The following is a 26,427-nucleotide window of genomic DNA, read 5'->3' as shown; positions in this document are numbered from 1 at the left end:
GCCGCGAAGCTGCTCAACAGCACCTTCAAGACCGACGCCGTCAAGGGCGGCCTGCTCGTCGGCACCGCCACCATCACCGCACAGATCAAGTAACACCCCACGCCACCAGCGCACCCACACGACACGAGAACGCCGCTCCCCGACCGGGGAGCGGCGTTCTCGTCGTGTCAGGCGTCGAAGCGGGTGCCCTTGGGGTTCGACGGCAGCAGGAACACCACGAGCAGCACGAGCGAGCCGATGCCGACCAGCACGTGCAGGAACTGCCAGAAGCCGGACAGGTTCGCGTCGTGCAGCCGACGGGCACCCAGGGCGAGTGATCCGACCAGTGTCGCCAGGCCCCAGAGCACGAACAGGTACGAGCCCACCGGGTTCTCGAGCATGGGGCTGTCCGGGGTGAAGGCCTGCGGCACCAGCTGCAGCACGAGCCCGATCGCCAGCGACGTGATCGACCACCACCAGAACTCGGAGCGGGACGCACGCCCGGTGAACACGGTGTACTTCCGCCAGAACCGTCGGAGGGCCTCGGTGAAGGGCGCGCCGATGAAGGGGTCACGCAGGGCCACGCCGCCGGGCTGCGGGCTGTCGTCTGTCATGCGGACCAGCCAACCACGCCCGAGCCCGGCGGCGTTGCACCCCCGGACGCACATCGCGCCCCGCAGGAGCGGGGCGCGATGGTCATGCGGGGGTGCGATCGTCGAGCGGTCGCGGGATGCGGCTACACGAGCGAGTCGCGCCAGGCCGCGTGCAGCTGCGCGAAGCGCCCCGTGCCCGCGATCAGGTCGTCCGGCGTGCCGTCCTCGACGATCCGGCCGTACTCCATCACGAGCACCCGGTGGGCGATCGCGACGGTGGACAGGCGGTGCGCGATGATCACGGCCGTGCGGTCGGCGAGCAGGGTCTCGAGTCCCTCCTGCACCAGCCGCTCGGACGGGATGTCGAGCGACGCCGTCGCCTCGTCGAGGATGAGCACCTTCGGGTCGGCGATGAACGCCCGCGCGAAGGACAGCAGCTGTCGCTGTCCCGCCGACACACGACCACCGCGCTTGTTCACGTCGGTGTCGTACCCGTCCGGCAGCGCCATGATGAACTCGTGCGCGCCGACGGCCTTGGCGGACGCCTCGATCTCGGCGCGGGAAGCCCCCGGCTTGCCGAGCGCGATGTTGTCCGCGACCGTGCCGGAGAACAGGTACGCCTCTTGCGTGACCATCACGATCGCGCGGCGCATGTCCTTCGTGTCGAGGTCCCGCAAGTCCACGCCGTCCAGCTCGACCGAGCCGCGCGACGGGTCGTAGAACCGCGCCATGAGCTTGGCGAGCGTGGACTTGCCCGCACCCGTCGACCCGACCAGCGCGATCGTCTGCCCCGACGGGATGTGCAGGTCGAACGCCGGCAGCACGACCTTGCCCTTGTTGTACGCGAACTCGACGCCGTCGAAGTCCATCCGACCCTTGGCGTCGGCCAGGCGGGTCGGCTTGACCGGGTCCGGCACGCTCGGCCGTTCCTCGAGCACGCCGGAGATCTTCTCCATCGCGGCCGAGGCCGACTGGTACCCGTTGTAGAACATCGCGAGTTCCTGCGCCGGGTCGAAGAAGCGCTTGGCGTACAGCGCGACGGCCAGCAGCGCGCCGACCTCGAGCGTGCCGCCGATGACCCGGAAGCCGCCGACGACGACGACCGCGGCGAGCGTGACGTTGCCGATCAGCACGAGCACCGGGTCGAACGTCCCGAACAGGTTGAACACCTTCGTGTTCGCCACCCGGTAGTCCTCGACGAAGCCGCCGTACTCGTCCCGGTTGCGTGACTCCTTGCGGAAGGCCTGCACGGCGCGGATGCCCGTCATGGTCTCGACGAACTGCACGATGACGCGCGCCGAGGCCACACGGGTCGCACGGAACAGCGTCTGCGAGTTCGACTGGAACCAGCGGATCAGGAACCACAGCGGCACGAGCGCCACGGCGAGCACGAGCCCGGACGTCGGGTCGAGCGACACCAGGGCCACCGCGGTGAACGCCATGTACAGCACGCCCTGGATCAGCTGGTTCAGTCCGGAGTCGAGCAGCTCGCGGATCGAGTCGAGGTCACTCGTCTGGCGGGAGATGATCCGGCCGGACGTGTAGGTCTCGTGGAACTCGAGCGACAGCTGCTGCGTGTGCAGGAACACCCGCTTGCGCAGGTCGAACAGGATCGCCTGGCTGATCCGCGCCGCCAGCACGGTGTACCAGGCGGTCAGGACCGCGCCGAGCACCGCCACGACGATGTACGTCGCGACGACCCCGTACGCCGGCACCCAGTCGTTCCGCTCGAGCACGTCGGGCAGGGCGTTGTCGATGCCCCACGCGATGAGCGCGGGCCCGGCGACCTGGCCGCCGGTGGAAACGACCACGACGATGCCGAGCAGCACCAGCCGCAGCTTCAGGGGCGCGGCGAGCGACCCGAGCAGGGCGAGGGAGCGGCGCCGCAGGCGCTTGCTCTCCGCCTTGGTGAAGTCCTGGCGCTCCTCGCCGCGCACACCGAGCGTGGTGATCGACGCGGTGACGGGTGCGGCAGACTGCGACTCGGCGGTGTCCTGCAGTTCCGGATCCGGGCCTCCTGGCCGGTCGGCCGTCCCGACGGGCCGGTTGGTGTCTCCCTGCTGGCTCATGCCATCGCCCCTTCTCGTGCCGTGGCGTCGTCCTCGTCCAGGGACGAGATGACGTAGCGGTAGTGGTCGTTCGTGGCCATCAGCTCCGAGTGGGTGCCGACGGCGGTGACGACGCCGTTCTCCATGAGTGCGACGCGGTCCGCGAGCGTCACCGTCGAGGGACGGTGCGCCACGATGAGCGACGTGGTCTCGGCCAGCACCCGACGCAGGCCGGCCTCGACCCGCGCCTCGGTGTCGACGTCGAGCGCCGACAGCGGGTCGTCGAGCACCAGGACCGACGGCCGCGCCGCGATCGCGCGTGCCAGGGCGAGCCGCTGTCGCTGCCCACCGGACAGGGACAGCCCCTCTTCACCGACCCGGGTGTCCACGCCGTCGGGCAGGTCGTCCACGAACGACGCCTGCGCGATGTCGAGGGCTTCGCGGAGCAGCTCGTCGGCGGCGGCGCCGGTGACGTCCGGACGGCCGAGCAGCACGTTCTCGCGCACGGTCGTCGAGAACAGGGTGGCGTCCTCGAACGCGACACCCACGTGCCGCCGCAGTTCTTCGCGGGTCAGGTCACGGATGTCGACGCCGTCGATCGTCACCGAACCGCCGGTCACGTCGTACAGGCGCGGCACCAGCGAGAGCAGCGTCGTCTTGCCACAGCCGGTCAGGCCGACGAGCGCCATGGTCTCGCCGGGCTCGAGCTGCAGCTCGACGCCGTTGATCAGGTCCGGGTACTGCGCCGCCGAGTCCTGGTAGCGGAAGTGCACCGCGTTGAACGACAGCGCACCGTGCGGCTCGGCGATGGTCTTCGGGTGTTCCGGGTCCGTGATCGTGTTCTCGGAGTCCATCACCTCGAAGAAGCGGTCGACCGCAGTGCGCGCGTCGAAGGTCATCGAGAGCAGGAAGCCGATCGACTCGATCGGGAACCGCAGCACCGTCGCCGTCGCGAAGAACGCGAACAGCTGCCCGACGCTGAGCTGCCCCTGGCTGGCCAGCCAGATTCCGGCGAGCAGACACAGTGCGAACGCGACGTCCGGCACGAGCAGCAGCCACAGCCAGATGCTCGCGATGGCCTTCGCCTTCTTGATCTCGGTGCCGCGCAGGGCCTCGGCCTGCTCGCTGAACTCCTCGAGCTTGTACCCGCCGCGACCGAACGCCTTGAGCACGCGGATGCCGTGCACCGACTGCTCGACGCTCGTGGCCAGGTCGCCGACCTGGTCCTGGCTGCGACGCGCGACGACGGAGTACCGCCGTTCGAACAGCAGCCCGTTGATCCACAGCGGGATCGACGCGATCAGGAAGATCAGGCCGAGCAGCCACCCGAAGGTGAACAGCACGGCGAACCCGACGACGATCGTGACGACGTTGACGACGAGCAGCACGACGCCGAACGCCAGCCACCGTCGGATGAGCGACAGGTCGGACACCGAGCGCGACAGCAGCTGCCCGGACTCCCACCGGTCGTGGAAGGCCACGGGCAGGTCCTGCAGCTTGGCGTACAGCGCGTTGCGCATGCTCGTCTCGATGCGGGTCGACGGGCGCATCACCATGCGACGGCGCGAGGCGATGAAGAACGCCTCGAGCACGCCGAGGGCGAGCACACCCAGGCCGGCCGGCCAGATCTGGGCGGAGTCCTTGGAGGACAGGGGCCCGTCGACGAGCCCCTGCAGGACGTAGGGGATGGCGAGCGCCACCAGGGAGGCACCCATCGCCGCGGCCATGCCGGCGATGAGGCGGCCCTGGAAGGGCTTCACGTAGGGGTAGATCCGCGCGATCGCGCGGAAGGTGGACGGGCGCGCCGTGCTGGGCGACTTGGACATGCGTTGCGTCCTCATGCGTCTGCCGGGTCCTGTCGGGTCGCGTCACGCGGCGTGCGTCGCGCGTCGACGGCCAGGAGGCCCGGTGGTGCGTTGCGTGGTCATCATCAGCCGTGCGCGTTCTCGCGCGCCACCGCCGTCACCTGCGTGACGTCGGTCGGGCCGGTAGGCACCGAGGGACAGTGGTCCCCCGGGTTCAGGCGGGTGGTTCGCGGTCGCCGAGGTGGTGCGGCGCCGCGAGGCCGTGGGAGACGGCCTGGCTAGGCGGCGGCCGCGATCCGTCGGGATCGCGGGGCAGGAGTGGTCCCCACGGCGGACACCAGACCTGCGCGGGCGGCGGTCGCCACTGTTCCGGTCGAGATGTCCATCGTCACTCCAGTCGTCGTCTTCGTCACCGTTGTGTCTGCGGTGCCGCCGATCCCGAGGGATCGTCGGCTGCCTGTCGCAGAGCCTTACAGGCTATTCAGAGGAACCGCGAAGCGCAATGGCCTTGCCACGATTTGTTCAGATCAGTGGAAGAAGTGCCGTTCGCCGGTGAAGTACATCGTCACGCCGGCCGCCGTCGCCGCCGCGATCACCTCGTCGTCACGGACGCTGCCGCCGGGCTGGGCGACCGCACGGACACCGGCGTCGATGAGCACCTGCAGGCCGTCGGCGAACGGGAAGAACGCGTCCGACGCGGCGACCGATCCGGCAGCGCGGTCGCCGGCGCGCGTGACGGCCAGGTGGCACGAGTCGACCCGGTTGACCTGGCCCATGCCGACACCGACGCTCGCACCACGGTTCGCCAGCAGGATCGCGTTCGACTTGACCGCGCGGCTGGCCTTCCACGCGAAGGCCAGGTCGGCGAGGGTCGCGTCGTCGGCGGGCTCGCCGGCGACCAGGTCCCACGTGGACTGGTCGAACGCGGTGAACCGGTCGGCGTCCTGCACGAGGAACCCGCCGGACACCTGCTTGAGCTCACGCGGGGCGAGCGCGAAGTCGGCGGGCAGCGTCAGCAGGCGGATGTTCTTCTTGCGCGACAGGACCTCGAGCGCCTCGGGCTCGAAGCCCGGGGCGACGACGACCTCGGTGAAGATGTCCTTGACCGTCTCGGCCATCTGCAGCGTGACGGGACGGTTGGCGGCGATGACCCCACCGAACGCCGACAGCGGATCGCAGGCGTGTGCGGCGGCGTGCGCCGAGGCGATCGGGTCGGCCGCGTCGGGTGCCCCGATCGCGATGCCGCAGGGGTTGGCGTGCTTGATGATCGCGACGGCCGGCTCGGTGAAGTCGTACGCGGCCCGGACGGCTGCGTCGGCGTCGACGTAGTTGTTGTACGACATCTCCTTGCCGTGCAGCTGCGTGGCCTGGGCGATGCCGGTGCCCCCGGCGGTCGTGTAGAGCGCCGCCGCCTGGTGCGCGTTCTCGCCGTAGCGCAGGGTCGAACCGAGGTCGGCGGTGACGGTCAGGCGCTGGTCGAAGGTGCCGGGCGTCTCGAGGTCGGGGTCCGTCGCGACCACATCGCCCGCGGGTGCGTCGACCACGTGCTCGGTGAAGTACGACGCCACCGCGGTGTCGTACGCGGCGGTGTGCGCGAAGGCCTGTGCCGCCAGACGCTTCCGGAGCTCGAGCGTGGTCCCGCCGGCGCGGACGGCCTCGACGACCTCGGCGTACGACGCGGGCGAGACGACGATCGCGACGTTCGGGTGGTTCTTCGCCGACGCGCGGACCATCGCCGGACCGCCGATGTCGACGTTCTCGACCACGGTCGCGGTGTCGGCACCCGAGGCCACCGTCTCGACTAACGGGTACAGGTTCACGACCACGAGCTCGAACGCCTGGATGCCCAGGTCGGCGAGCTGCTGCTCGTGCGACTCCAGCCGCAGGTCAGCCAGCAGCCCCGCGTGCACGGACGGGTGCAGGGTCTTCACGCGGCCGTCGAGCGACTCCGGGAAGCCCGTCACGCTGGAGACGTCGGTGACGGCGTACCCGGCATCGCGGATCGTCTGCGCGGTGGAGCCGGTCGACACGAGCTCGACACCGGCGTCCGCCAGCGCTCCGGCCAGGTCGAGCAGGCCGGACTTGTCGCTGACGGAGATCAGGGCGCGACGCACGGGGACGACGTCCCGCTCGCGGTACAGGCTGGGGTCGGCGGCGTGGACGCTCATGCGCTCGTGGTGCCCTTCAGGTCGATGTGTCCGTTGGCGATGTCGAGGACGGTCTGGATGAGCAGGCGGCGCTCGACCGGCTTGATGCGGTCGTGCAGCGTCGACTCGGAGTCGTGGGGCAGGACGGGGACGCGCTCCTGCGCCAGGATCGGTCCGCTGTCGACACCGTCGTCGACCTGGATCACGCTCGCACCCGTCTCGGTGACGCCGGCGGCCAGGGCGTCGCGCACTCCGTGGGCGCCGGGGAACTCGGGCAGGTACGCGGGGTGGGTGTTGATCACCGCGGGGCCGAACTCGGAGACGACGGCCGGGGGCAGCAGGCGCATGAGCCCGGACAGCACGAGCAGGTCCGGCGACCAGGGGCGGATCTGCTCGGCGAGCGCCTGGCCCCACGCGGCGCGGGAGTCGTAGCGCGCGTACGGCACCGTGAAGGTGGGGATCGCGTACTCCTCGCCCAGGCCGAGCCCCTCGGCGTCGCGGTCGGCACCGATGGCGACCACACGGGCGGGGTACTCGGCATCGTGGGTCGCCTCGAGGAGGGCTCGGAGGTTCGAGCCGGTACCGGAGATCAGGACGACCAGTTCGAGCACGGGCACCAGCCTAGCGGGAGCGTTCGGCGGGCCGGGCACCCAGCGGCGCCCGACCCGGCACGGGCCGGGTACCCAGCGATGTCCGGCCCGCTGTGGGCTCAGCTGAAGTGGTAGCCGTAGGTCGACGGGGTCGACGAGACACCGTTCAGCGTCTGCACGACGCTGACGGCGTTCTCGCCCGCCGCGAAGGCCGAGGTCACGGTCGCGATGCCGTCGGCACCCGCGACGCCGGACGTCGTCACACCGTTCACGGTGACCCGCACGGTGGCGCCGGGCCGCGCCGTGTAGCCGATGGTCTGGTCCAGGTCGCCCGCCAGGACGGCGCGGTTCATCGCTTCGATCTGCTGGACGGATGACTGGTCGATCGGCGCGGGCAGTGCGGCGTCACCGAACGACACGGTGACCGGCGTGGTGGCGGTCTCGCCGTCACGGACGACCGTGAACTGCTCGGCGGCCTTGCCGGACCCGAAGACGATCAGCCGCACGGTGCCGCTCGCGTCCGACTGGCGCGCGTCGACCTCGTGGCCGGCGGCGTCACGCACGCTGTAGAAGCCGGGCTGCGACACCTGCACGGTGAGGACGACCCGTCCGGCGACGACGCGCTGCGCAACGCTCGTCACCGAGGACCCGGACGCCTGCGGCGCGCTGCTGGCGGTCGGCGTCGCGAGTGGCGCGGCGTTCGCCATCACGGGAGCGAGCGAGAGCGCGACGCCGAGTGCGGCGGCGGCGCCGATGGTGGTGATGTGACGGTTCATGGGGTTCCTGTTCGATCGGGGGCCGGATCAGCCCCGTCGACCTTGCAGGATCACCACTGAGGTCATTCTGTATGCGATATGTTTTGAGCAGGACGCTCAGTGCCGGTCGTCCTTCGGGCGGCGCCACCACGGCAGCTCGTCGTCCGGCACCTGGTCGGTGGTGTCCCAGCGCTTCGGTGTCGCCTGCGCGGCAGCCGGTCCGTCGGTGTCGTCCCTGCCGGCGACGAACTCCTCGGTACTCCACGGGAAGGCGGGCTGCTCGTCGCGAGCACCCGCGACCTCGGGACGCTCGGGGCGCTGCAGGTCGGGACGGTCGTCCGGCGACCGGTCCGAGCGCTCGGCATCGGCGCCGGTCACACGGTCCCGCAGGCTGCCCGCCCTGACCCGCAGGTCGTCAGCGCGTCCGCGGAGTCCACCCGCACGCGTACGCAGGTCGTCCGCTCGGCCCTTCACGCCGTCGGCGGCACCGCGCAGGCGGTCACGGATGCCGCTGGAGCGGCTGCCGGACTCGCCGACCGGCTGCGGCGTGGACTCGGGACGGGGAGCCGACACGGCCGGCGCCGCGCCCGTGCGGGCCCAGTCCGGCAGCGGCACGTCGTGGTCCGGGTCGGTCGCGTGGTCCGGGTCGCCGTGCGGCGTGCGGTCCGCCCCGCGGTCCGTTCTCGGACGGGAGGCCCGGGTCACGTCGGGCGCACGCCGCACGTCGTCCGCGATGGTGTCGGTCGCGGTCGTGTCCGACTCGCTGCGGTCGGCGCGGGTGACCGGCTGGTGGGCCTCGGTCACGACGAAGCGGTGGACGTCGGTGGTCCGCCCCGCTCCCGCACGGTCGAGTGCATCGAGCAGCGAGCCGGCCTGCTGCACCTCGGCAGCGTCCTGGGCGGCGTCGTCCGTCTCGTGCCAGCGCTCACGGTTCCACGGACGCTCGGGCAGGCGCACGAGGTCCTGCCCGATCGCCAGGGCGACGATCGCGGGCACACCGACCTCGAGTGCGGCGAACACCCCGACGAGCAGGGCGTGGGGTCCGACGTCGGCCAGCCGACCGGGACCGAACGAACCGGACGACAGCCACGCGATGCCACCCGTGACGAGTCCGGCGACGATCCCCGTCGCCAGGCCACCCGATGCCCGCAGCAGTGCACTGTCGGCGGCACCGAGGGCACGCACGAGCCGTGGCCGCAGGAGCCCGCCGGCGGCGAAGCCGGCCAGCACGGGCACCAGGACCCAGAGCAGCCCGAAGGTGTGGCCCGATGCCGGCAGCGCACCGAACACGGGCAGCGCGGGGATCGGGCCGAGGGTCGTGCCGATCGGCGAGACGCTCGAGCCGGTGCCGATCGCGAACCCCGGCCCGACGAGCCACGACGTCGCCCACCCGACGAAGTCGGGCAGGAACGCGAGCTGGCCGATCGTCAGCGCGATGCCACCGACGACCTCGGCGTGCGAGCGCTCGTACAGCGTGATCACCTCGGCGAAGGAGCCGAACAGCAGGAACCCGACGACGATGCCCGCGACGGCGACGACCATCGCGGTCGCCGCGGTGCCGGCACGCAACCCGAAGCCGATCACGGCCCGCCACACGGCGGGGATGCGGTGCACCTGGTCGAGCACCCGGCCGGTGACCGGGTCGGCGGGTACGGAGCGCCGGCGACGGCACACCTCGGCGGCGACCAGGGCGGGGATGCCGAACCAGAGTGCGGGGAACACGACCGCCTGCCACAGCGTGGGGTGGGATGCGGCGGACGTGGCGGACAGCCCGAGGCCGAGTCCGAGCAGCGCGGTCAGCCCGGTGCCGACCAGGATGCCCGTCACGCGGTGGTCCGTCTCGGCGAAGCGGCGGCCGGCCCGTGCGCCCAACCAGGCGGTGACGGCGGCGAACCCGAGGGCGGCGAGCGTGATCGTGATCGGTGCACCGGCGCCGCTCACACCGGAGGCCTTGGCAGCGGCAGCACCGAGCTCGAACGTCACGTCGACGCCGTGGCCGATGAGCCAGACGCTGCCCGCGGCCTTCCAGAAGACGTCCCAGTCGACCTGCAGGCCGTACTCGAAGCCCCACAGCAGCGTGAGCGGGACGAGGGCGATGCCCAGACCGACACCGACGGTCACGACCGCTTCGACGGCGGCGAGCAGTGCGGTTCCCAGGCGGTTCATCGCAGCGAGGATACGTGCCCGGCCGTGTGAACGACGGGAGGCTCGGCGCGCAACCCGCACCGAGCCTCCTGGCAGTCCCGTGAGGGACGGATGCCGCTACGCGGCAGCGATCACCTCACGCAGCAGCGCTGCCGTCTCGGACGGCGTCTTGCCGACCTTGACGCCAGCTGCCTCGAGCGCCTGCTTCTTCGCCTCGGCGGTGCCGGCGGAACCGGAGACGATCGCGCCCGCGTGGCCCATCGTCTTGCCCTCGGGAGCCGTGAAGCCCGCGACGTAGCCGACGACCGGCTTGGTGACGTGCGCCTTGATGTACTCGGCCGCACGCTCTTCGGCGTCGCCACCGATCTCGCCGATCATGACGATCGCCTCGGTCTCGGGGTCGGCCTCGAACGCGGCGAGCGCGTCGATGTGCGTCGTGCCGATGACCGGGTCGCCGCCGATGCCGATGGCGGTCGAGAAGCCCAGGTCGCGCAGCTCGTACATCATCTGGTAGGTCAGCGTGCCCGACTTCGACACCAGACCGATCGGGCCCTTGCCGGTGATCGTGGCCGGGGTGATGCCGACGAGGGACTCACCGGGCGTGATGATGCCGGGGCAGTTCGGGCCGATGATGCGGGTCGTGCCGCCCAGGGCCTTGGCGTGCGCCCAGAACTCGGCGGCGTCCTGCACGGGGATGCCCTCGGTGATGACGACGACGAGCGGGATCGCGGCGTCGATGGCCTCCATCACCGCGTCCTTCGCGAACGCCGGCGGGACGAAGACGATCGAGACGTCGGCACCGGTGGTGTCGATGGCCTCGCGCACGGAGCCGAAGACGGGCAGCGACACGTCGCCGTGGGTCACGGTCGTGCCGGCCTTGCGGGCGTTGACGCCACCGACGACCTGCGTGCCCGCCTTGAGCATGAGCGCGGTGTGCTTGGTGCCCTCGCCGCCGGTGATGCCCTGGACGATGACCTTGGAGTCCTTGTTGAGGAAGATCGACATTGTTCTGAGCGCTCCTTACGCCGCTGCTGCGGCGAGCTCGGCGGCCTGTTCGGCCGCATCGTCCATGGTCGCGGCGATCGTCACGAGCGGGTGTGCCGCTTCGCGCAGGATCCGGCGACCTTCTTCCACGTTGTTGCCGTCAAGACGGACGACGAGCGGCTTGGTCGCCGCGTCGCCGAGGATGCCGAGGGCCGCGACGATGCCGTTCGCGACCGCGTCGCAGGCGGTGATGCCGCCGAAGACGTTGACGAACACGCTCTTGACCTGCGGGTCGCCGAGGATGACGTCGAGGCCGTTGGCCATGACCTCGGCCGAGGCGCCGCCGCCGATGTCCAGGAAGTTGGCGGGCTTGACGCCGCCGTGGCGCTCACCGGCGTAGGCGACGACGTCGAGCGTCGACATGACGAGCCCCGCACCGTTGCCGATGACGCCGACCTGGCCGTCGAGCTTGACGTAGTTGAGTCCGTGCGCCTTGGCCTTCGCCTCGAGCGGGTCCTCGCTGGCGGTGTCCTCGAGGTCCCTGTGGTTCTCGTGGCGGAAGTCGGCGTTCTCGTCGAGCGAGACCTTGCCGTCGAGGGCCAGGATCTGGCCGTCGCCCGTACGGACGAGGGGGTTGACCTCGACCAGGGTCGCGTCTTCGCCCTTGTAGACGTCGTAGAGCTTGACGAAGACGTTGCCGACCTGGTCGACGAGCTCGGCCGGGAAGCCCGCAGCGATGGCGAGCTCCGTGCCCTTGGCCTGGTCGATGCCGGTCAGCGGGTCGACCTCGACCCGGGCGAGCGCCTCGGGCTTCTCGACCGCGAGCTGCTCGATCTCCATGCCGCCCTCGACGCTGACGAGCGACAGGTACGAACGGTTGGCCCGGTCGAGCAGGACCGAGAAGTAGAACTCCTCGGCGATGTCCGCGCCCTGGGCGACCATCACGCGCTGGACGGTGTGGCCCTTGATGTCGAGGCCGAGGATCGCCTGGGCGTGCTCGAAGGCCTCGTCCGGGGTCTTCGCGACCTTGACGCCGCCGGCCTTGCCTCGGCCGCCGACCTTCACCTGCGCCTTGACGACGACCACGCCGCCGATCTGCTCGGCTGCGGCCTTCGCCTGCTCGGGGGTGTCGGCGATGATGCCCTGCAGCACAGGGACGCCGTAGGACTCGAAGAGGTCCCTGGCCTGGTACTCGAAAAGATCCACGCTGTTCTTCTTCCCGCACGGTGGGTGCGATCGGCATCGGTTTCGCGAGGTCGCAGCACTCACCATCGAGGGTCGCTCGATGTCGAGACAACGGCCGCCACTGAGCCTAGCGGCGACACATGGACGTCGAGACAACGGACGGCAACTGTCCAGGGCCCGAGCACGTGTCCAGGGACCGAGCACGGTCGCGGGTGGGCAGCGACTCCGACGGGGATGCGCGGTCGCCCGACTCGACGTCGGCGACCGCGCTCCACTCCCCCGAGCACGGCGAGTGTGCACGGTCGGCGTGACACGGAGGTTGCGCGCGGGTGAACGACCGGCGACCTGGGCGGACCCTCACTCCGCGCGGGTAGGCAGGAGCTCCCGAACGAAGGAGCACGCCATGAGCGACCCCGGCATCAGCCCCGTCGACGACTTCGACTCCGAGCAGCGTCGCGACGACGACATCGACCGTGAACACGTCGGCCCGTACGAGGTCGACGAGACCGAGGCGTCGATGGAGACCGTCACCAACGACGCCGTCGCCGGCGAGACCGTGGAACCGCAACCGGGCGACGGCACCGACGACGGCCCCACCGGTGGCGCTCCCCGCGAGGGCAGCGCCGACCTGTGGGAGCACGACGACGACACCGAGCGCCCCGACCTGGGCAACGACCTGGGGAACCGGCCGCTCTGAACGGCGGTGCGGTCCGGCACACTGGTGCCGTGACCACCAGACGGACACGAGGCTCGGTGCCGGACGCGCGCCGAGCCTGGCGTCCGTCACCAGGTCGCGATCGCGACCTGACACGTCTGCTGGCGGACAGCACACCGGTCCTGGCCGGTGGACGCGCCATCCTGCTGCAGATCGCCGATCCCGTCGTCGCCGCCGGTGTCCGCCGGCACTCCGACTTCGCCCGTCGGCCGCAGCAGCGGCTCGCCCACACGCTGATGTACGTGTACGCGGTCGTCGTGGGCTCGCCGGAGGACGCCGCGACGGCGACGGGGTTCGTGAACCGGGCACACGCCCCGGTGGCGGGCGCCGACCAGGTCGACCGGCAGCGCTGGGTGGCCGCGACACTGTACGACTCCGCGCTCCGGGCGCACGACGCCTTCGGCGACCCGGTCCCGCCGGACCTGGCACGGCGGATGCTCGACGCCTACGCCCCGCTCGGGGTCGCCCTGCGGGTGCCTGCCGACCGGTGGCCGTCGTCCGTCGACGCCTTCGAGGCGTACTGGGCCGACACCCTGGTCGCGCTGCGGGTCTCCGACGATGCCCGCGGGGTCGTGCGTGACCTGCTGCACCCGCGCTTCGCCCCGCTGTGGGTGCGCGCGGCGATGCCCCTCGTGCGGATCGTGACCGTGGGCTTGCTGCCGGATGCCGTGCGCGACCAGTACGGCTTCGCGTGGGGGCCGCGTGAACAGCGACGGTACCGACGGGCGACGGCGGCGATCCGGCGGACCCGCGCGGTCGTGCCGCGGTGGGTGCTGCGTCTGCCGGGGCCGCTGCTGCTGCGGGCGATGCGCCGGACGGCTGCGCGACATCCGTAGTTGTCACAACGACAAATACCGTGCTACGGTCGGGTCATGGCAGTCGAACTCACCACCTGGGACCGCGACGGCACCACCGTCGCCCCGACGTTCTCCACCCTGCGGTTCCCGGCGGGCGAATCGCACGTCAAGGTCGCCGTCGAGCACGACGCACCCGCTGACCTGACCGAGATCGCGACCCTGCGCGGCACGGACGGCAACGACCTGCTCATGCTCGGCATGTGGGCGGACGCCGTCCGGCAGCGCGGATCGAGGTCGGTCGCCCTGGTTCCGTACCTGCCGGGTGCACGCCAGGACCGCGGTCTGCCCTTCGGCGCGAAGGTCTACGCGGACGTCCTCAACGGCTTTCACCTCGACCAGGTGATCGCCTTCGACCCGCACTCGCCCGTCATCGTCGGGCTGGTGGACAACCTGACGGTGGTCACCAGCAAGCAGGTGGTCCGCGACGCCGTGCTCGACGTCGACGGGGACGCCTACACGGGCATCATCGCGCCGGACAAGGGTGCCGTCGCCCGGGCCACGGCGGTCGCCGAGACGTGCGGCCTGCCGCTCTTCCGGGCCGAGAAGCACCGCAACCCCGACACCGGCAAGCTCGACGGCTTCACCTGCGAGCCGCTGCCCGCGGACGGCCGGTTCCTGGTCGTCGACGACATCTGCGACGGCGGCGGCACGTTCATGGGGCTCGCCGGCAGCACCGGCCTGCCGAAGGAACGCCTGGGCCTCTGGGTGTCGCACGGGGTCTTCTCCGGGCGCGCCCCGCAGCTCGCCGACCACTTCGGCGAGATCGTCACCACCGACTCGTACCCCGCGCAGAACGCCGTCCCGGGCGTGCGCACGATCGAACTCACCCCCTACCTGACGGAGCAGATCCGATGACCGACACCACCACCGCACTGGCCCCCCGCATCACGACCGCCAGCCCGATCGCCCCGCTGCTGGCCGTCGACGGGTACAAGCACTCGCACCGGCAGGTCTACCCCCGGGGCACGACCCGCATCCTGATCAACTGGACGAACCGGTCGAACGCGCACATGCCCGAATCGACCCACGCCGTGGTGTTCGGACTGCAGGCGTTCATCCAGAGCCACCTGGTCGAGGCATGGGCGCCGTTCTTCGCCGCCGACGAGGACGAGGTCGCCGACCTGTTCGAGCAGGCCCTGCAGGGCTACTTCGGCCCGAACCACATCGGCGTCGACCACGTCCGCGCACTCCACCGCCTGGGGTACCTGCCGCTCACGATCCGGGCTCTGCCCGAGGGCACGCTCGCGCCGATCGGCGTCGCCACCCTGACCGTCGAGAACACCGTCGACGCGTTCTTCTGGCTGCCGAACTACATCGAGACCGCCCTGTCGGCGTCGATCTGGCACCCCTCGACCGTCGCGACGAAGGCGCTGGAGTACCGCGACCTGATGGAGGACTGGGCCGCCCGCACCGGCGCGGTGCCCGACAGCATCGACTTCGCCGCCCACGACTTCTCGTTCCGCGGGCAGTCGAGCATCGAGTCCGCCGCCGCCGGCGGCGCGGGCCACCTGCTCTCGTTCCTCGGCACCGACTCGATGCCCACGCTCGACTTCATCGACCGCTACTACCCCGGCGACAACGGCTGGGTCGCCGCGAGCGTGCCGGCCACCGAGCACAGCGTGATGTGCGTGCGCGGCGCCGACGGCGAGCTCGAGACGTTCCAGCAGATCCTCGACGTGTACCCGACGGGCATCGTGTCGGCGGTCAGCGACGGCTTCGACCTGTTCAAGGTGATCACCGAGACGCTGCCGCAGCTCAAGGACCGGATCACGGCCCGCGACGGCAAGCTCGTCATCCGCCCCGACTCGGGCGATCCCGTCGACATCGTCACCGGCACCGTGCACGGCGTACCCCAGGACGAGCTGCTGGCCGAGGGGCGCTCGGACGAGCAGAAGGGCGTCGTCGAGCTGCTCGACGAGCTGTTCGGCCACACGGTGAACGCCGCCGGGTACAAGGTGCTCGACCAGCACATCGGCGTGATCTACGGCGACAGCATCACCCTCGACCGTGCCCGTCGGATCTACGAGCGCCTGGCCGCCAAGGGCTACGCGAGCGACAACATCGTGCTCGGCATCGGGTCGTACACGTACCAGTACATGACCCGCGACAACCTCGGCAGTGCGGTCAAGGCGACCTGGGCCCTGGTCGACGGGCAGCCGGTCGACATCCAGAAGGACCCGAAGACCGGCAGCGGCAAGAAGAGCGCCAAGGGCCGCATCGCCCTGCACCGCGACGCCACCGGCGAGATCCGCCAGACCGACCAGGCAACACCCGAAGACGAGGCGACCAGCCTGCTGCAGCCGGTCTGGGTCGACGGCCGGTTCCTGGTGCACCAGTCCTTCGCCGACGTCCGTGCGACCCTCCGCCGCGAGCGCACGGACCGCGCCGCCCGACGCGCAGCAGCCGCATCGTGACCGACGCGGTGACGACCCGCGACCAGCCGCTCATCGCGATCGACGTCGTCCCGATGTCCTTCTCGGCGACGGAGGGTCTGCGGGTCGCCACCGCGCGTCGGCCGTACGACCCGTACGCCGGCCACCAGGCACTGCCCGGCGTGCTCCTGCTCCCGGCGGAACGCCTGGCCGACGGTGCACAGCGCGCCCTGCACACCAAGGCGGGCATCGGCTCCGACGAGGTCCGGCACCTCGCGCAGATCGGTGCCTTCGACGGGCCCGGGCGGGACCCGCGCGACGCGGCGATCAGCATCGCCTTCGTGGCGGTGGTCGACCGCTCCCGGCCACCCGCCACAGCGGACGCAGCGGACGCAACCGGCGTGGCGGGGCCCGTGACCGAGCCGTCTGCGCTCCGGCGCGATCCCGCCCAGGCCGAGCCGGGCCTCCCGTTCGACCACGACCGCATCATCGCCGCCGCCCTCGAGCACGCGCGCACCCGGATGTGGCGCGACGCGGCACTGACACGGGCACTGCTCGGACCGCGCTTCACCACCGCCGATGCGGCGCGGTTGCAGACCGCGCTGACCGGCACCGTACCCGATCCCGGCAACCTCAACCGGGCGCTGCGGACGAACGCCGCCATCCTCCGGTCGGACGATCCCGCACCGTCCGCGGCCGGGCGTCGCGGCGGCCGTCCCCCGGTCACCTGGACGTGGCAGGACTGACAGGCGTTGGCTGGGGGCATGGCCTCCGCTCCCCTGTCCGGTGACACCTCCTTCGCGTTCCCCGAGCTCGACGACCCACCCGCCTCGCCGCTCGACGTCGCCCACACCTGGGTGGCCGACGCGCAGGACGGCGACGTGTCCGAGCCGATGTCGATGACCCTGGCGACCGCCGCCGACGGCGTCGTGAGCGCCCGCACCGTCGACGTGAAGACGATCGACGACCACGGACTGGTGTTCGGGTCCTCGACGCTCAGCCCGAAGGGACAGCAGCTCACCGCCAGTCCGGCCGCCGCGCTGCAGGTGTACTGGCGCGAGACGATGCAGCAGCTGCGGTTCGAGGGCACCGTCGTGCAGCTCTCCGAGCAGGAGTCCGACGACCTGTTCGCCGCCCGGTCGCCCAAGTCGCGCGCTGCCACCGCGGTCGCCGACCAGTCCGCGCCGCTCGACGGCTCGTTCCAGGACCTGATCGACGACGCGAACGACCTGCTCGCCGAGTCAGAGGACGTCCCGCGGCCCGCGTCGTGGGTGGCGTGGCGGCTCGAGCCGACCTCGGTGGAGTTCTGGCACGGCAGCCGCGACCGCATGCACCGCCGGCTGCAGTACCGACTGGGTCCGGACGGGTGGACCTCGGCGGTGCTGCAGCCGTAGCGGCCGCTACCCCCGCGCGATCGGGTTCGGCATCGCGCCGGCCCGGATCAGCGACGACGACTGGTCGGCCAGGTCGACCATCGACAGGGTGTTGCGCAGCTGCAGCCGGTTCAGGCACGAGTGCTCGAACGTCGGCGCGCGCAGGTCCAGGTCGCGGCGGTCCGGATGCGCGTCGGCGTGCTCGTCGATCGTCGCGCCGACGAGCTCCCAGAACCGCGACGCCGGCAGGACCCCGTCGTCGTCGAGGATCGCGGCAACGAACCGCAGCACCCCGTCGAACACGTCCGTGAACACCGCCAGGGCCGCCTCGGCGTCGTCGACCGGGTGCACGATGCGCTCGATGCCGGCGGGGACGTGACGGGGTGCGAGCACCGCGACCTCTTCGCCGACGTCCTTCATCACCGCGCGGACGACGGCGCCGTCGCGGACGACCAGCACGAGGTTCTCGCCGTGCGGCATGAACGCGACGTCGTGGACGGTCAGGCAGTGCACGACCGGCAGCAGGTACGCCCGCAGGTACCCGGCCACCCACTGCTCGGCGGGCAGGCCGGACGCGGCGATCAGCGCGGCGACCACCGACTGCCCGGCGGCGTCCCGGTGCAGCAGCGCCGCCATCGTCATCAGACGCTCGCCCGGTGCCAGCTGCGGGACCGGGCTCTCGCGCCACAGGGCCGCGAGCATCTTCCGCTGCGGCGACGGCACGTCCACGCGGTGGTACGCGTCGCCGGTGTACCCGATGGCCGCGTGCTCGCGCAGCATCGAGAAGCCCACGGCCCGCAGCGTCGGGTCACCGTGCACGATGCCGACCACCCAGTCGTTCACCGCCGGGGTCGTCCGCATGTACGCCGGCGACATGCCCCGCAGGAAGCCCATGTTCTGCACCGCCAGTGCCGTCTTGACGTACGAGCGTGACGGCGACGACCGGTTGAACGCCGTGCGGATCGACTGCTGCGGCTGGTGCAGGTCGGGGCCCTCACCCAGGTCGACCAGGTCCTGACGCCCCAGGTCGGGCGCGAACGTGACGGCGATCCGGTGCTGCCACTGCCACGGGTGCACCGGCAGCCACACGTACGCGTCCGGGTCCAGGCCACGCCGTTCGAGCGTCGACCGGAACCCCGCGACCGTCGCGGGGTCGAGCTCGGCGTCCCAGTGCGCCTGCTCGGTGCGGTCGGCCGCCAAGGACAGGTGCGTGTGGTCGCGGCGGGCAGCGAGCCAGCGGTACCGGAAGCGCCCGCCGAACTCCGGCGCGTACGCCCGGTACTCGTCGAGCCCGAACCCGATGCGGCCGTTCGCGGCGACGAACGCAGGGTGCCCCTCGGTCATCGCGGACTCGACGTCCTGGAACGCCGCGACGACGTCACCGTCCGAGCGGCCCCGAGCGAGCTGCGCCGCGGACGGTCCACCCCGCCGGTGCTTGGCGGCGGCGCTGGCCAGGGTCGAGGCGATCTCCTCCAGGTACGTCCCGAGCAGCGGGTCCGGGATCCCTAGCACGTCGCGCAGCTCGAGCACCAGGTCCTGGGCGCTCAGGGACAGCGCCGACCCGTCGCGGGTTCGGGTGAGCGAGGCCTCGTCGATCGACCAGTGCTCCAGCAGGTGCACGCGGGCGCGGAACCGGTAGGTCGAGTCCCCGGCGTCCAGCCGCCAGCCGTCCCCGTCGGCGACCGGTGCGACCAGGCGCTCGTGCGTGAACTCGGCGATCGTCTTCGCGACCAGGTGTCGTTCGGCCGGCTGCAGGTGCTCGGGACGCAGGTGCGCCGCGGGGCCGTCGTCGTCCGGCACCCCGATCCGGGCGGTGTCGAGCACGGACAGCAGCGCCCGCTTGCCGTCGACGTCGACCTCGCGCAGCGCACGGAAGCCCACCTCGGCGTTCTTCGCGTGCACGGCCGTGTTGCGCACGTCGGGTTCGACGACCACGCGGTGGGCCCCCAGGGCGTCGCGGCAGTGCTCGACGACGGTGCGCATCACCGCGCTCGTGAGCCCGTGCACCCGTCCGTCGGCGGGCGGTGGGGCGACGAGCAGGTGCATGCCGACGTCGCCGGGCTCGGCGGCCCACACGTCGGTGAGCAGCACGCGGGCCGGGTCGTACGTCTCGGCCAGGAAGCACGGCTCCCCGTCCCGACGTCCCAGCCAGGCCGCCTGCGCCGGGTCCTGCTGGACGCCGCGCAGGTACGTCCGCACCCCGTCCACGTCGAGGTGTGCCATGCCCCACCACGAGGACGCCGGGTGCGCGAGCCACGCCCGCACGACGGCGGCGTCGCGGTCCGGGTCCACCGGCTCGACGGACAGGAGGCCCGGGGCCGCGTCAGGCGAGCCGCTGCCGGCCGGCAGGACGGCCGGGTCGACGGCCGAGCGTGCGTCCGGCAGGACGGCGGGGTCGACGGCCGCGCGTGCGTCCTGCGGGACGCTCGCCGCGGCGCTCACGCGCCCACCCCGGCAGGCAGGCCGAACTGCTGGAAGGCGATCCGGTCCTCCAGGCCGTACGGCGACCGACCCGTGACGGACCGCAGGATCGACGCGTTCCGCCACGCGCCCATCCCCAGGTCCGGCGCGGTCAGGCCGTGCGTGTGCTCCTCGGCGTTCTGCACCCAGATGCGACCACCCAGCGTGTCGACGTGGTGGTCGCGGGCGACCGCGAACCGACCGCGGGCATCGCGCTCGACCAAGTGCTCGACCGGGTCCAGGAACCCTGGCGTCCGCGGTGCGTACCCGGTCGCCAGGACCAGCCGCTCGACCTCGTGCTCGTAGGTCCTCCCGAGCTGCTCGTGCCGCAGCGTCAGCCGGTACGTCCCCCGGTCGGCCAGCCACGTCGCATCGACGACGCTGGTCTCGGTCCGGAGCGTCGTCGGGATCGGCCCCCGCGCGCTGATCCGGTAGAGCGCGTCGTACAGCTCGTCGACCAGGTCGGCGCTGATGCCCTTGTACAGGCCGCGCTGCTCGCGGCCCAGACGGTCGCGGGCGGGCTCGGGCAGCGCGTGGAAGTGGTCCGTGTACTCGGGGCTCGTCATCTCGAGCGTGAGCTTGGTGTCCTCCATCGGGAAGAACCGCGGCGACCGGGTGATCCAGTCCAGGCGGTACCCACCGGAGCGGAGGTCCTCGAGCAGGTCCCGGTAGACCTCGGCGGCGGACTGTCCGCTGCCGACGACGGCGATGGACCCGGCGCTCCGCAGGGCATCACGGTTCGGCAGGTAGTCCGACGAGTGGATCACCGGACCGGCCAGGTCGCGCAGGGGCTCCGGGACGGCCGGCTCGGTGCCGATGCCGAGCACCACGTGGCGTGCGCGGTACGTCTCCGGACCGTGGTCGGTCTCCGCGTGCACCGTGAACAGGTCGGTGCGCTCGTCGTGGTCGACGGCGACCACGCGGCGACCCCACCGCAGGGTGTCCAGCCGGTCCGCCGCCCACCGGCAGTAGGCGTCGTACTCGCTGCGCAGGGGGTGGAAGTCCTCGCGGATGTAGAAGGGGTAGAGCCGACCGGTCTCCTTGAGCCAGGCCAGGAACGAGAACGGTGAGGTCGGATCGGCCATCGTGACCAGGTCCGCCAGGAACGGCACCTGGATCGTCGCGTCGTCGAGCATCATCCCGTGGTGCCAGGCGAAGCCGTCGGCGGCGTCGAGGAACACCGCGTCGACGTCGTCGAGCGGGTCGGACAGGCACGCCAGGCCCAGGTTGAACGGGCCGATGCCGATGCCGACCAGGTCGTGGACGGGGGTGTCGTGCACTGCGGCCGCGGTGGCCGTGTTGTCCGTCGTGTGGGTCGCAACGGCGGCGGTCATCGGGTCGCTCCGGTCGCTCCGGTCGCTCCGGTCGGCACGGCGCCAGCCGCGCGCAGGTCGGCGGCCGTCGCCACCACGTGTGCCAGCGAGCGCTCCACCTGCTCGATCGTGGTGTCGGGGTTCAGCAGCGTGAGCTTGTTGCACGGCCGCCCGTCGATCACGGTCTTCGCGATGAGGACCCGTCCCTCGGCCAGCAGCGCGGCTCGGAGCGGTCCGACCAGGGCGTCGGCCTCGGCGTCGGACACCCCCGCCGGCTGCCAGCGGAACAGCACCGTGCTGAGCTGCGTCGGCGCGACGAGCACCAGGTCGTCGTGCGCTGCGACCAGCGCGTGGGTCTGCTCGGCCAGGTCGATCACGGCGTCGAACGCCCGACCGATCGCCTGGGTACCGCTCGCCCGCAGCGTTGCCCAGAGCTTCAGCGCGTCGAACCGCCGGGTGGTCTGCAGCGACTTGTCCACCTGGTTGGGCTCGGTCGCGTCCTCCGGGTTCAGGTAGTCCGCGTGCCAGGAGGCCCGGGCGAGGTCCGCAGGGTCCCGCACCACGAGCGCACTCGACGACACGGGCTGGAAGAAGGACTTGTGGAAGTCGGCCGTCACACTGCGGGCGCGCTCGATCCCGGCGAGCAGGTGCCGCCGGGTGGGTGACACGAGCAGGCCGCATCCGTAGGCGGCGTCGACGTGCAGCCAGACGTCCTCCAGGTCGCACACGTCGGCGATCGGCTCGAGCGGGTCGATGACCCCGCGGTCCGTGGTGCCGCCCGTCGCGACGACGGCCATCGGCGTGCGGCCGGCGGCCCGGGCAGCGGCGATCGCTGTGGCCAGGGCAGTGGGGAGCATGCGGCCCGCGTCGTCCGTGGCGACGTCGACGACGGCGTCGTCGGGCAGGCCGAGCAGGCGGGCGGACTTGCGGACGCTGAAGTGGGACTCGGCGGTGGCGAAGACGGTGGGGGGAGGGGTCGGGATCGTGCTCGTGCTCGTGTTTGCGGTCATGGCTTCGCGCGCCAGCAGCAGGGCCTGCAGGTTCGACTGCGACCCACCCGAGGTGAAGATGCCGTCGCCCGCGACGAACCCGATCCGGCTCGCGACCCAGTCGACGACGTGCCGCTCCATCTCGGTGCCGATGCGCGACTGGTCCCAGGTGTCGACGGAGGGGTTGACCGCCGCCAGCACCGCCTCGGCCGCGACGGCGGGCAGGGCCACAGGGCAGTTGAGGTGTGCCATCGAGGCCGGGTCGTGGAACCAGACCGCCTCGCGGACGAACAGGTCGTCGACCTCGGCCATCGCCCGGTCGGTGCCGATCGGCGGCGCGTCCAGGTCGATCGCGCGGACACGGCGTCGGAGTTCGGCGGCCGGGGTGTCCGTCGTCGGCCGGTCGACCTGCGCGAAGCGGTCGGCGGTCCGGTCGACCGTGGCCCGGACGACCTGTCGGTAGCGCTCGGCGGTGGCAGTGGAGAGCATCTCGTTGATCGGTGTCACGTTAGGTAAGGCTAACCTCACCATTGGCCGCTGTCACAGGTGATCGAACGCCCGGGCGTGGCGGACATCGGCAGGCCCGGCGGCTCCGACAGGATCGGGTCATGGGAGGACTGACCGCACGACCGGCCGAGATCGCGGACGCCGATGCCATCGCCCGGGTCCACGTGCAGGCCTGGAAGGAGGCCTACGCGCACCTGCTCCCCGCAGCGTTCCTCGACGCCAGGGACGTCGGGCAGTACGCCGAGCGGTGGCGCACGATCATCGGGTCCGGCAGCACCGACGTCGCCGTGGCGGACCTCGACGGAGCCGTCGTGGGTTGGGCTGCGGCGGGCGCCGGCCGCGACCACGACGCACCGCGGGACCGTGAACTCGAGGGCATCTACGTCCTGGCCGCCGTCTACGGATCAGGGGCCGGCCAGGCCCTGATCGACCGCGCGGTCGGCGACGCACCGGCGTACCTGTGGATCGCGGAGCACAACCCGCGGGCCGAGGCGTTCTACCACCGCAACGGGTTCCGTCGCGATGGCGTGGTCAAGCGCGAGCAGTTGGGTCCGCACACGCTCGACGTGGTGCGGATGGTGCGCTGAGGAGTCCCGGTCAGGCGCCCGGGATCTGCCCGCGGCGGAGGGTGAGACGCCGGTCTTCGACCGACTTCTCGGCAACGACACCCTGCTCGTGCTGTCCGGCGGCCGCGAGCTCCCAGAACGGCCAGGTGTGGGGGCCGAGTTTCGGGTCGAACCACGGGGCAGGTCCGTTGTCGTCCTCGCGGAGCGCCCGCGCCACCGCCGCGTGATCGAGTTCCGGCAGCCCGGCGGCCCGGGCCTCGCTCACCACGCGCATGCCGACCCGCGCCACGACGGCGGACCGACCGACCCGCGCGCGTCGGGTGATGAGCCGCCCCGCGATCGCCCCGCTCACGACGCACGCGGCCGCCACCACCACACTGCCGACCGTCACCCGAGACGCTTCGGCATCCTCCGACGTACGGGACGACGCGATGACGACCACGACGATGCCGAGCACGACCGCGCCACCGATGACCCGGTTCGCGATCGTCGTCGCGCGCTGCAGCGCAACCGTGGCGTCGACCACGGCACCGATGTCGACGACCACGTCCGAGTCGCCGCCGGGGTTCGGGGCAGCCACGCCCCGCTAGAGCTTCTCGATCGGGGCGATCTTGATCAGCAGCTTCTTGCGACCGGCCGCATCGAACGCGATCTCCGCGATGCGCTTGGCGCCCTGCCCCGTGACCGCCGACACCGTGCCCTCGCCGAAGTCGAGGTGCTTGATCCGGTCGCCGGCGGTGAGCTCCATGTCGCCGTTGTCGCGGACCTGCCCGGAGACCCGGTTCGCCCACTCGGTCTTCGGACGGGTCTTCGCCGCAGCGGCCGCCCGGTCGTACGAGCCACCGCCCCAGCCGCCACCCCCGCGGTAGCCGCCACCGCCGAACCCACCGGACTCGGCACCGTCACGCTTGGCGTTGAGCGCCCGCGGCTGCGTTCCGCCGCGGCTGTTCGCCATGCCCGGGGACTGCTTCCACTCGATGAGCCCCTCGGGGATCTCCTGCAGGAAGCGCGAGGGCATGGCGACGTTGACGTCACCGAACTGGGCGCGGGTCATCGCGAGCGACAGGAACAGGGACTTCTTGGCGCGGGTGATGCCCACGTAGAACAACCGGCGCTCTTCCGACGGGCCACCCGGCTCGTTCGCGGACATCCGGTGCGGCAGCAGGTCCTCTTCGACGCCGGTCAGGAACACGGCGTCGTACTCCAGCCCCTTGGCGGTGTGCAGCGTCATGAGCGACACGGTGCCCGAGGAGTCGTCGAGCTCGTCTGCTGCGGCGACCAGCGACACCTCGGTCAGGAAGTCGACGAGGGTGCCGTCCGGGTTGTTCTTCTGGAACTCGCGCGTGACCGCGACGAGCTCGTCGATGTTGTCCGCACGCGCGGAGTCCTGGGCGTCGGGCGACTTCCGGAGCTGTTCGAGCAGGCCGGAACCGTCCAACAGCTGGGTCAACGTGTCCACCACCGGCTGGTCGGCCGCCTTGGCGGACACCTCGTCGAGCAGGGCCGCGAACGCCGTGATGGCGTTCCGCACCTTCGGCCCGAAGCCGAGTTCGTCGGCGTGCCGCAGGGCTTCACGCAGAGTGACGTCGTGGTCGTCGGCGTAGCGCTGCAGGGTGGTCTCGGTGACGGAGCCGATCCCGCGCTTGGGCACGTTGAGCACACGGCGCAGCGCCATCGGGTCGGCGGGGTTGGCGACCGTGATCAGGTACGCCATCGCGTCCTTGATCTCGGCACGCTCGTAGAACTTCGTGCCGCCCAGCACCCGGTACGGGATCGCCGCGCGGATGAAGATCTCCTCGAGCGCGCGCGTCTGCGAGTTCGTCCGGTAGAACACCGCCATGTCGCGGTAGTCCATGCCGTCCTCGTGCAGACGCTGGATCTCGTCCGCGACGAACTGCGCTTCGTCGTGCCCGGTGTAGCCCGTGAACCCGATGATCTTGTCGCCCGCGCCGACCTTGGTGAACAGGTTCTTGACCTGGCGGTCGAAGTTGTTCGCGATGACGGCGTTGGCCGCGTCGAGGATGTTCTGCGTCGACCGGTAGTTCTGCTCGAGCAGGATCACCTTGGAGTTCGGGAAGTCCCGCTCGAACTCGACGATGTTGCGGATGTCCGCCCCGCGGAACGCGTAGATCGACTGGTCCGAGTCACCGACGACGGTCAGCGAGGCCCCGGCGATCGACCCGTCGGCCTCGCGCATGCGAGCGACGTGCTGCCCCTCGTCTTCGAGTCGGTCGACCTGCTCGACCGGCACCGGGCGGGTGAGCTCGCGGATCAGGGAGTACTGGGCGTGGTTGGTGTCCTGGTACTCGTCGACCAGGACGAAGCGGAAGCGTCGCTGGTACAGCGCCGCGACCTCGGGGAAGGCCCGGAACAGGAAGACCGTCTGCCCGATCAGGTCGTCGAAGTCGAACGCGTTGGCCCGGCGCAGGTCGTTCGTGTAGCGCCGGAACACCTCGGTGAACATCACTTCTTGTGGGTCGTTGGCGTTGATGTTCCGCGCGTAGGTGTCGATGTCCTGCAGCTCGTTCTTGAGCTTGGAGATCTTCGACGCCGCAGCCCCGACGGTCAGCCCGAGGGTGTCCGCTTCGAGGTCCTTGATGATCCGCTTCAGCAACGCCCGCGAGTCGGCGGAGTCGTAGATCGTGAACGACTGCGGGAACCCGAACCGCTCCGCTTCGCGCCGGAGGATCCGCACGCACGCCGAGTGGAACGTCGAGATCCACATGCCCTCGGACGCCTGCCCGACGAGCGCACGGACACGCTCGCGCATCTCGGCGGCGGCCTTGTTCGTGAACGTGATCGCCAGGATCTGCGACGGCCAGGCTTCACGGTTCGCCAGCAGCAGGGCGATGCGTCTGGTGAGCACGCTCGTCTTGCCGGATCCGGCTCCGGCCACGATCAGCAGGGACTCGCCGCGGTACTCGACCGCTTGCTTCTGCTGGGGGTTCAGACCGGCGGTGAACGGGTCGTCGTAGGGGCGTTCCCCGGCACCCGGCTCGGGCGTCGAGTCGAATGGGTCGAGCACGATCGTCATGTCCGACCCA

The 26,427-nt window shown here is 71.3% G+C and carries 21 protein-coding genes; 7 read left to right on the top strand and 14 right to left on the bottom strand.

From position 1 onward, the window contains the following. Nucleotides 1–167: 167 nt before the first annotated feature. The 9 genes from ACLBWP_RS12400 to sucC form a co-directional block, all read right to left on the bottom strand. Nucleotides 168–593 (bottom strand): DUF805 domain-containing protein, encoded by a 426-nt coding sequence (locus ACLBWP_RS12400; protein WP_243563957.1) that lies wholly within the window; start codon nucleotides 591–593, stop codon nucleotides 168–170. Nucleotides 594–715: 122 nt separating this feature from the next. After that, a complete protein-coding gene (locus ACLBWP_RS12395; protein WP_447655401.1) occupies nucleotides 716–2,641 on the bottom strand; it encodes an ABC transporter ATP-binding protein in 1,926 nt (641 codons plus the stop codon). Beyond that, the gene (locus ACLBWP_RS12390; protein WP_243563959.1) at nucleotides 2,638–4,446 is read right to left on the bottom strand and encodes an ABC transporter ATP-binding protein; all 1,809 of its coding nucleotides are present in this window, start codon (nucleotides 4,444–4,446) and stop codon (nucleotides 2,638–2,640) included. Before ACLBWP_RS12390 ends, ACLBWP_RS12395 begins: the two co-directional genes overlap by 4 nt. Nucleotides 4,447–4,952: 506 nt before the next feature. Next, complete coding sequence (gene purH / locus ACLBWP_RS12385; RefSeq protein ID WP_447655400.1) at nucleotides 4,953–6,593, bottom strand: bifunctional phosphoribosylaminoimidazolecarboxamide formyltransferase/IMP cyclohydrolase; 1,641 nt, start codon at nucleotides 6,591–6,593, stop codon at nucleotides 4,953–4,955. Then, nucleotides 6,590–7,183 carry a phosphoribosylglycinamide formyltransferase gene (purN, locus tag ACLBWP_RS12380; protein WP_447655399.1) on the bottom strand — a complete coding sequence of 198 codons (594 nt, stop codon included), beginning with the start codon at nucleotides 7,181–7,183 and terminating at the stop codon, nucleotides 6,590–6,592. The genes purH and purN overlap by 4 nt, the downstream gene beginning before the upstream one ends. A gap of 98 nt (nucleotides 7,184–7,281) precedes the next feature. Further along, nucleotides 7,282–7,938 carry a hypothetical protein gene (locus tag ACLBWP_RS12375; protein ID WP_447655398.1) on the bottom strand — a complete coding sequence of 219 codons (657 nt, stop codon included), beginning with the start codon at nucleotides 7,936–7,938 and terminating at the stop codon, nucleotides 7,282–7,284. Between the two features lie 96 nt (nucleotides 7,939–8,034). Next, on the bottom strand, nucleotides 8,035–10,083 hold the full coding sequence (locus tag ACLBWP_RS12370) for a cell division protein PerM (RefSeq protein WP_447655397.1): 2,049 nt from the start codon (nucleotides 10,081–10,083) through the stop codon (nucleotides 8,035–8,037). 96 nt (nucleotides 10,084–10,179) lie between these two features. Then, on the bottom strand, nucleotides 10,180–11,067 hold the full coding sequence (gene sucD, locus ACLBWP_RS12365; protein ID WP_243563964.1) for a succinate--CoA ligase subunit alpha: 888 nt from the start codon (nucleotides 11,065–11,067) through the stop codon (nucleotides 10,180–10,182). Nucleotides 11,068–11,082: 15 nt separating this feature from the next. Continuing rightward, nucleotides 11,083–12,252, bottom strand: a complete 1,170-nt coding sequence (sucC, locus tag ACLBWP_RS12360; protein ID WP_447655396.1) for an ADP-forming succinate--CoA ligase subunit beta — start codon at nucleotides 12,250–12,252, stop codon at nucleotides 11,083–11,085. Between the two features lie 382 nt (nucleotides 12,253–12,634). On the opposite strand from sucC, the gene ACLBWP_RS12355 reads away from it, so the two are divergent. From ACLBWP_RS12355 to ACLBWP_RS12330, 6 genes are read left to right on the top strand one after another with little or no spacing between them, the layout of a single operon-like run. After that, nucleotides 12,635–12,928 carry a hypothetical protein gene (locus tag ACLBWP_RS12355; protein WP_243563966.1) on the top strand — a complete coding sequence of 98 codons (294 nt, stop codon included), beginning with the start codon at nucleotides 12,635–12,637 and terminating at the stop codon, nucleotides 12,926–12,928. A 29-nt stretch (nucleotides 12,929–12,957) separates the two neighbouring features. Next, nucleotides 12,958–13,782 (top strand): oxygenase MpaB family protein, encoded by an 825-nt coding sequence (locus tag ACLBWP_RS12350; protein WP_447655395.1) that lies wholly within the window; start codon nucleotides 12,958–12,960, stop codon nucleotides 13,780–13,782. A 36-nt stretch (nucleotides 13,783–13,818) separates the two neighbouring features. Next, nucleotides 13,819–14,658 carry a phosphoribosyltransferase family protein gene (locus tag ACLBWP_RS12345; protein ID WP_447655394.1) on the top strand — a complete coding sequence of 280 codons (840 nt, stop codon included), beginning with the start codon at nucleotides 13,819–13,821 and terminating at the stop codon, nucleotides 14,656–14,658. Continuing rightward, nucleotides 14,655–16,217 (top strand): nicotinate phosphoribosyltransferase, encoded by a 1,563-nt coding sequence (locus ACLBWP_RS12340; protein ID WP_447655393.1) that lies wholly within the window; start codon nucleotides 14,655–14,657, stop codon nucleotides 16,215–16,217. The genes ACLBWP_RS12345 and ACLBWP_RS12340 overlap by 4 nt, the downstream gene beginning before the upstream one ends. Beyond that, entirely contained in the window at nucleotides 16,214–16,921 is a 708-nt protein-coding gene (locus tag ACLBWP_RS12335; protein WP_447655392.1) for a hypothetical protein, read from the top strand. Before ACLBWP_RS12340 ends, ACLBWP_RS12335 begins: the two co-directional genes overlap by 4 nt. Nucleotides 16,922–16,939: 18 nt before the next feature. Next, nucleotides 16,940–17,569, top strand: a complete 630-nt coding sequence (locus ACLBWP_RS12330; protein WP_447655391.1) for a pyridoxal 5'-phosphate synthase — start codon at nucleotides 16,940–16,942, stop codon at nucleotides 17,567–17,569. A gap of 6 nt (nucleotides 17,570–17,575) precedes the next feature. Here ACLBWP_RS12330 and ACLBWP_RS12325 read toward each other — a convergent pair whose 3' ends face one another. From ACLBWP_RS12325 to ACLBWP_RS12315, 3 genes are read right to left on the bottom strand one after another with little or no spacing between them, the layout of a single operon-like run. Continuing rightward, on the bottom strand, nucleotides 17,576–19,990 hold the full coding sequence (locus tag ACLBWP_RS12325; RefSeq protein WP_447655390.1) for a GNAT family N-acetyltransferase: 2,415 nt from the start codon (nucleotides 19,988–19,990) through the stop codon (nucleotides 17,576–17,578). Then, nucleotides 19,987–21,342 carry a lysine N(6)-hydroxylase/L-ornithine N(5)-oxygenase family protein gene (locus ACLBWP_RS12320; RefSeq protein ID WP_447655389.1) on the bottom strand — a complete coding sequence of 452 codons (1,356 nt, stop codon included), beginning with the start codon at nucleotides 21,340–21,342 and terminating at the stop codon, nucleotides 19,987–19,989. Before ACLBWP_RS12320 ends, ACLBWP_RS12325 begins: the two co-directional genes overlap by 4 nt. Beyond that, nucleotides 21,339–22,817, bottom strand: a complete 1,479-nt coding sequence (locus tag ACLBWP_RS12315; protein ID WP_447655388.1) for a pyridoxal phosphate-dependent decarboxylase family protein — start codon at nucleotides 22,815–22,817, stop codon at nucleotides 21,339–21,341. Before ACLBWP_RS12315 ends, ACLBWP_RS12320 begins: the two co-directional genes overlap by 4 nt. Nucleotides 22,818–22,918: 101 nt before the next feature. Here ACLBWP_RS12315 and ACLBWP_RS12310 point away from each other — a divergent pair, with 101 nt between their 5' ends. Continuing rightward, nucleotides 22,919–23,404, top strand: coding sequence for an N-acetyltransferase family protein (locus tag ACLBWP_RS12310; protein WP_447655387.1), 486 nt, complete (start codon nucleotides 22,919–22,921; stop codon nucleotides 23,402–23,404). 10 nt (nucleotides 23,405–23,414) lie between these two features. On the opposite strand, the gene ACLBWP_RS12305 is transcribed toward ACLBWP_RS12310, so the two are convergent. Beyond that, entirely contained in the window at nucleotides 23,415–23,963 is a 549-nt protein-coding gene (locus ACLBWP_RS12305) for a hypothetical protein (RefSeq protein ID WP_447655386.1), read from the bottom strand. 6 nt (nucleotides 23,964–23,969) lie between these two features. Continuing rightward, nucleotides 23,970–26,417 (bottom strand): ATP-dependent helicase, encoded by a 2,448-nt coding sequence (locus ACLBWP_RS12300; protein ID WP_447655385.1) that lies wholly within the window; start codon nucleotides 26,415–26,417, stop codon nucleotides 23,970–23,972. Nucleotides 26,418–26,427 lie beyond the last annotated feature (10 nt).

The sequence above is a fragment of the Microbacterium sp. M1A1_1b genome (assembly GCF_053345565.1).
Note: the sequence above shows the minus strand (reverse complement) of the source record. Positions and strands in the feature narration are given on the sequence as shown.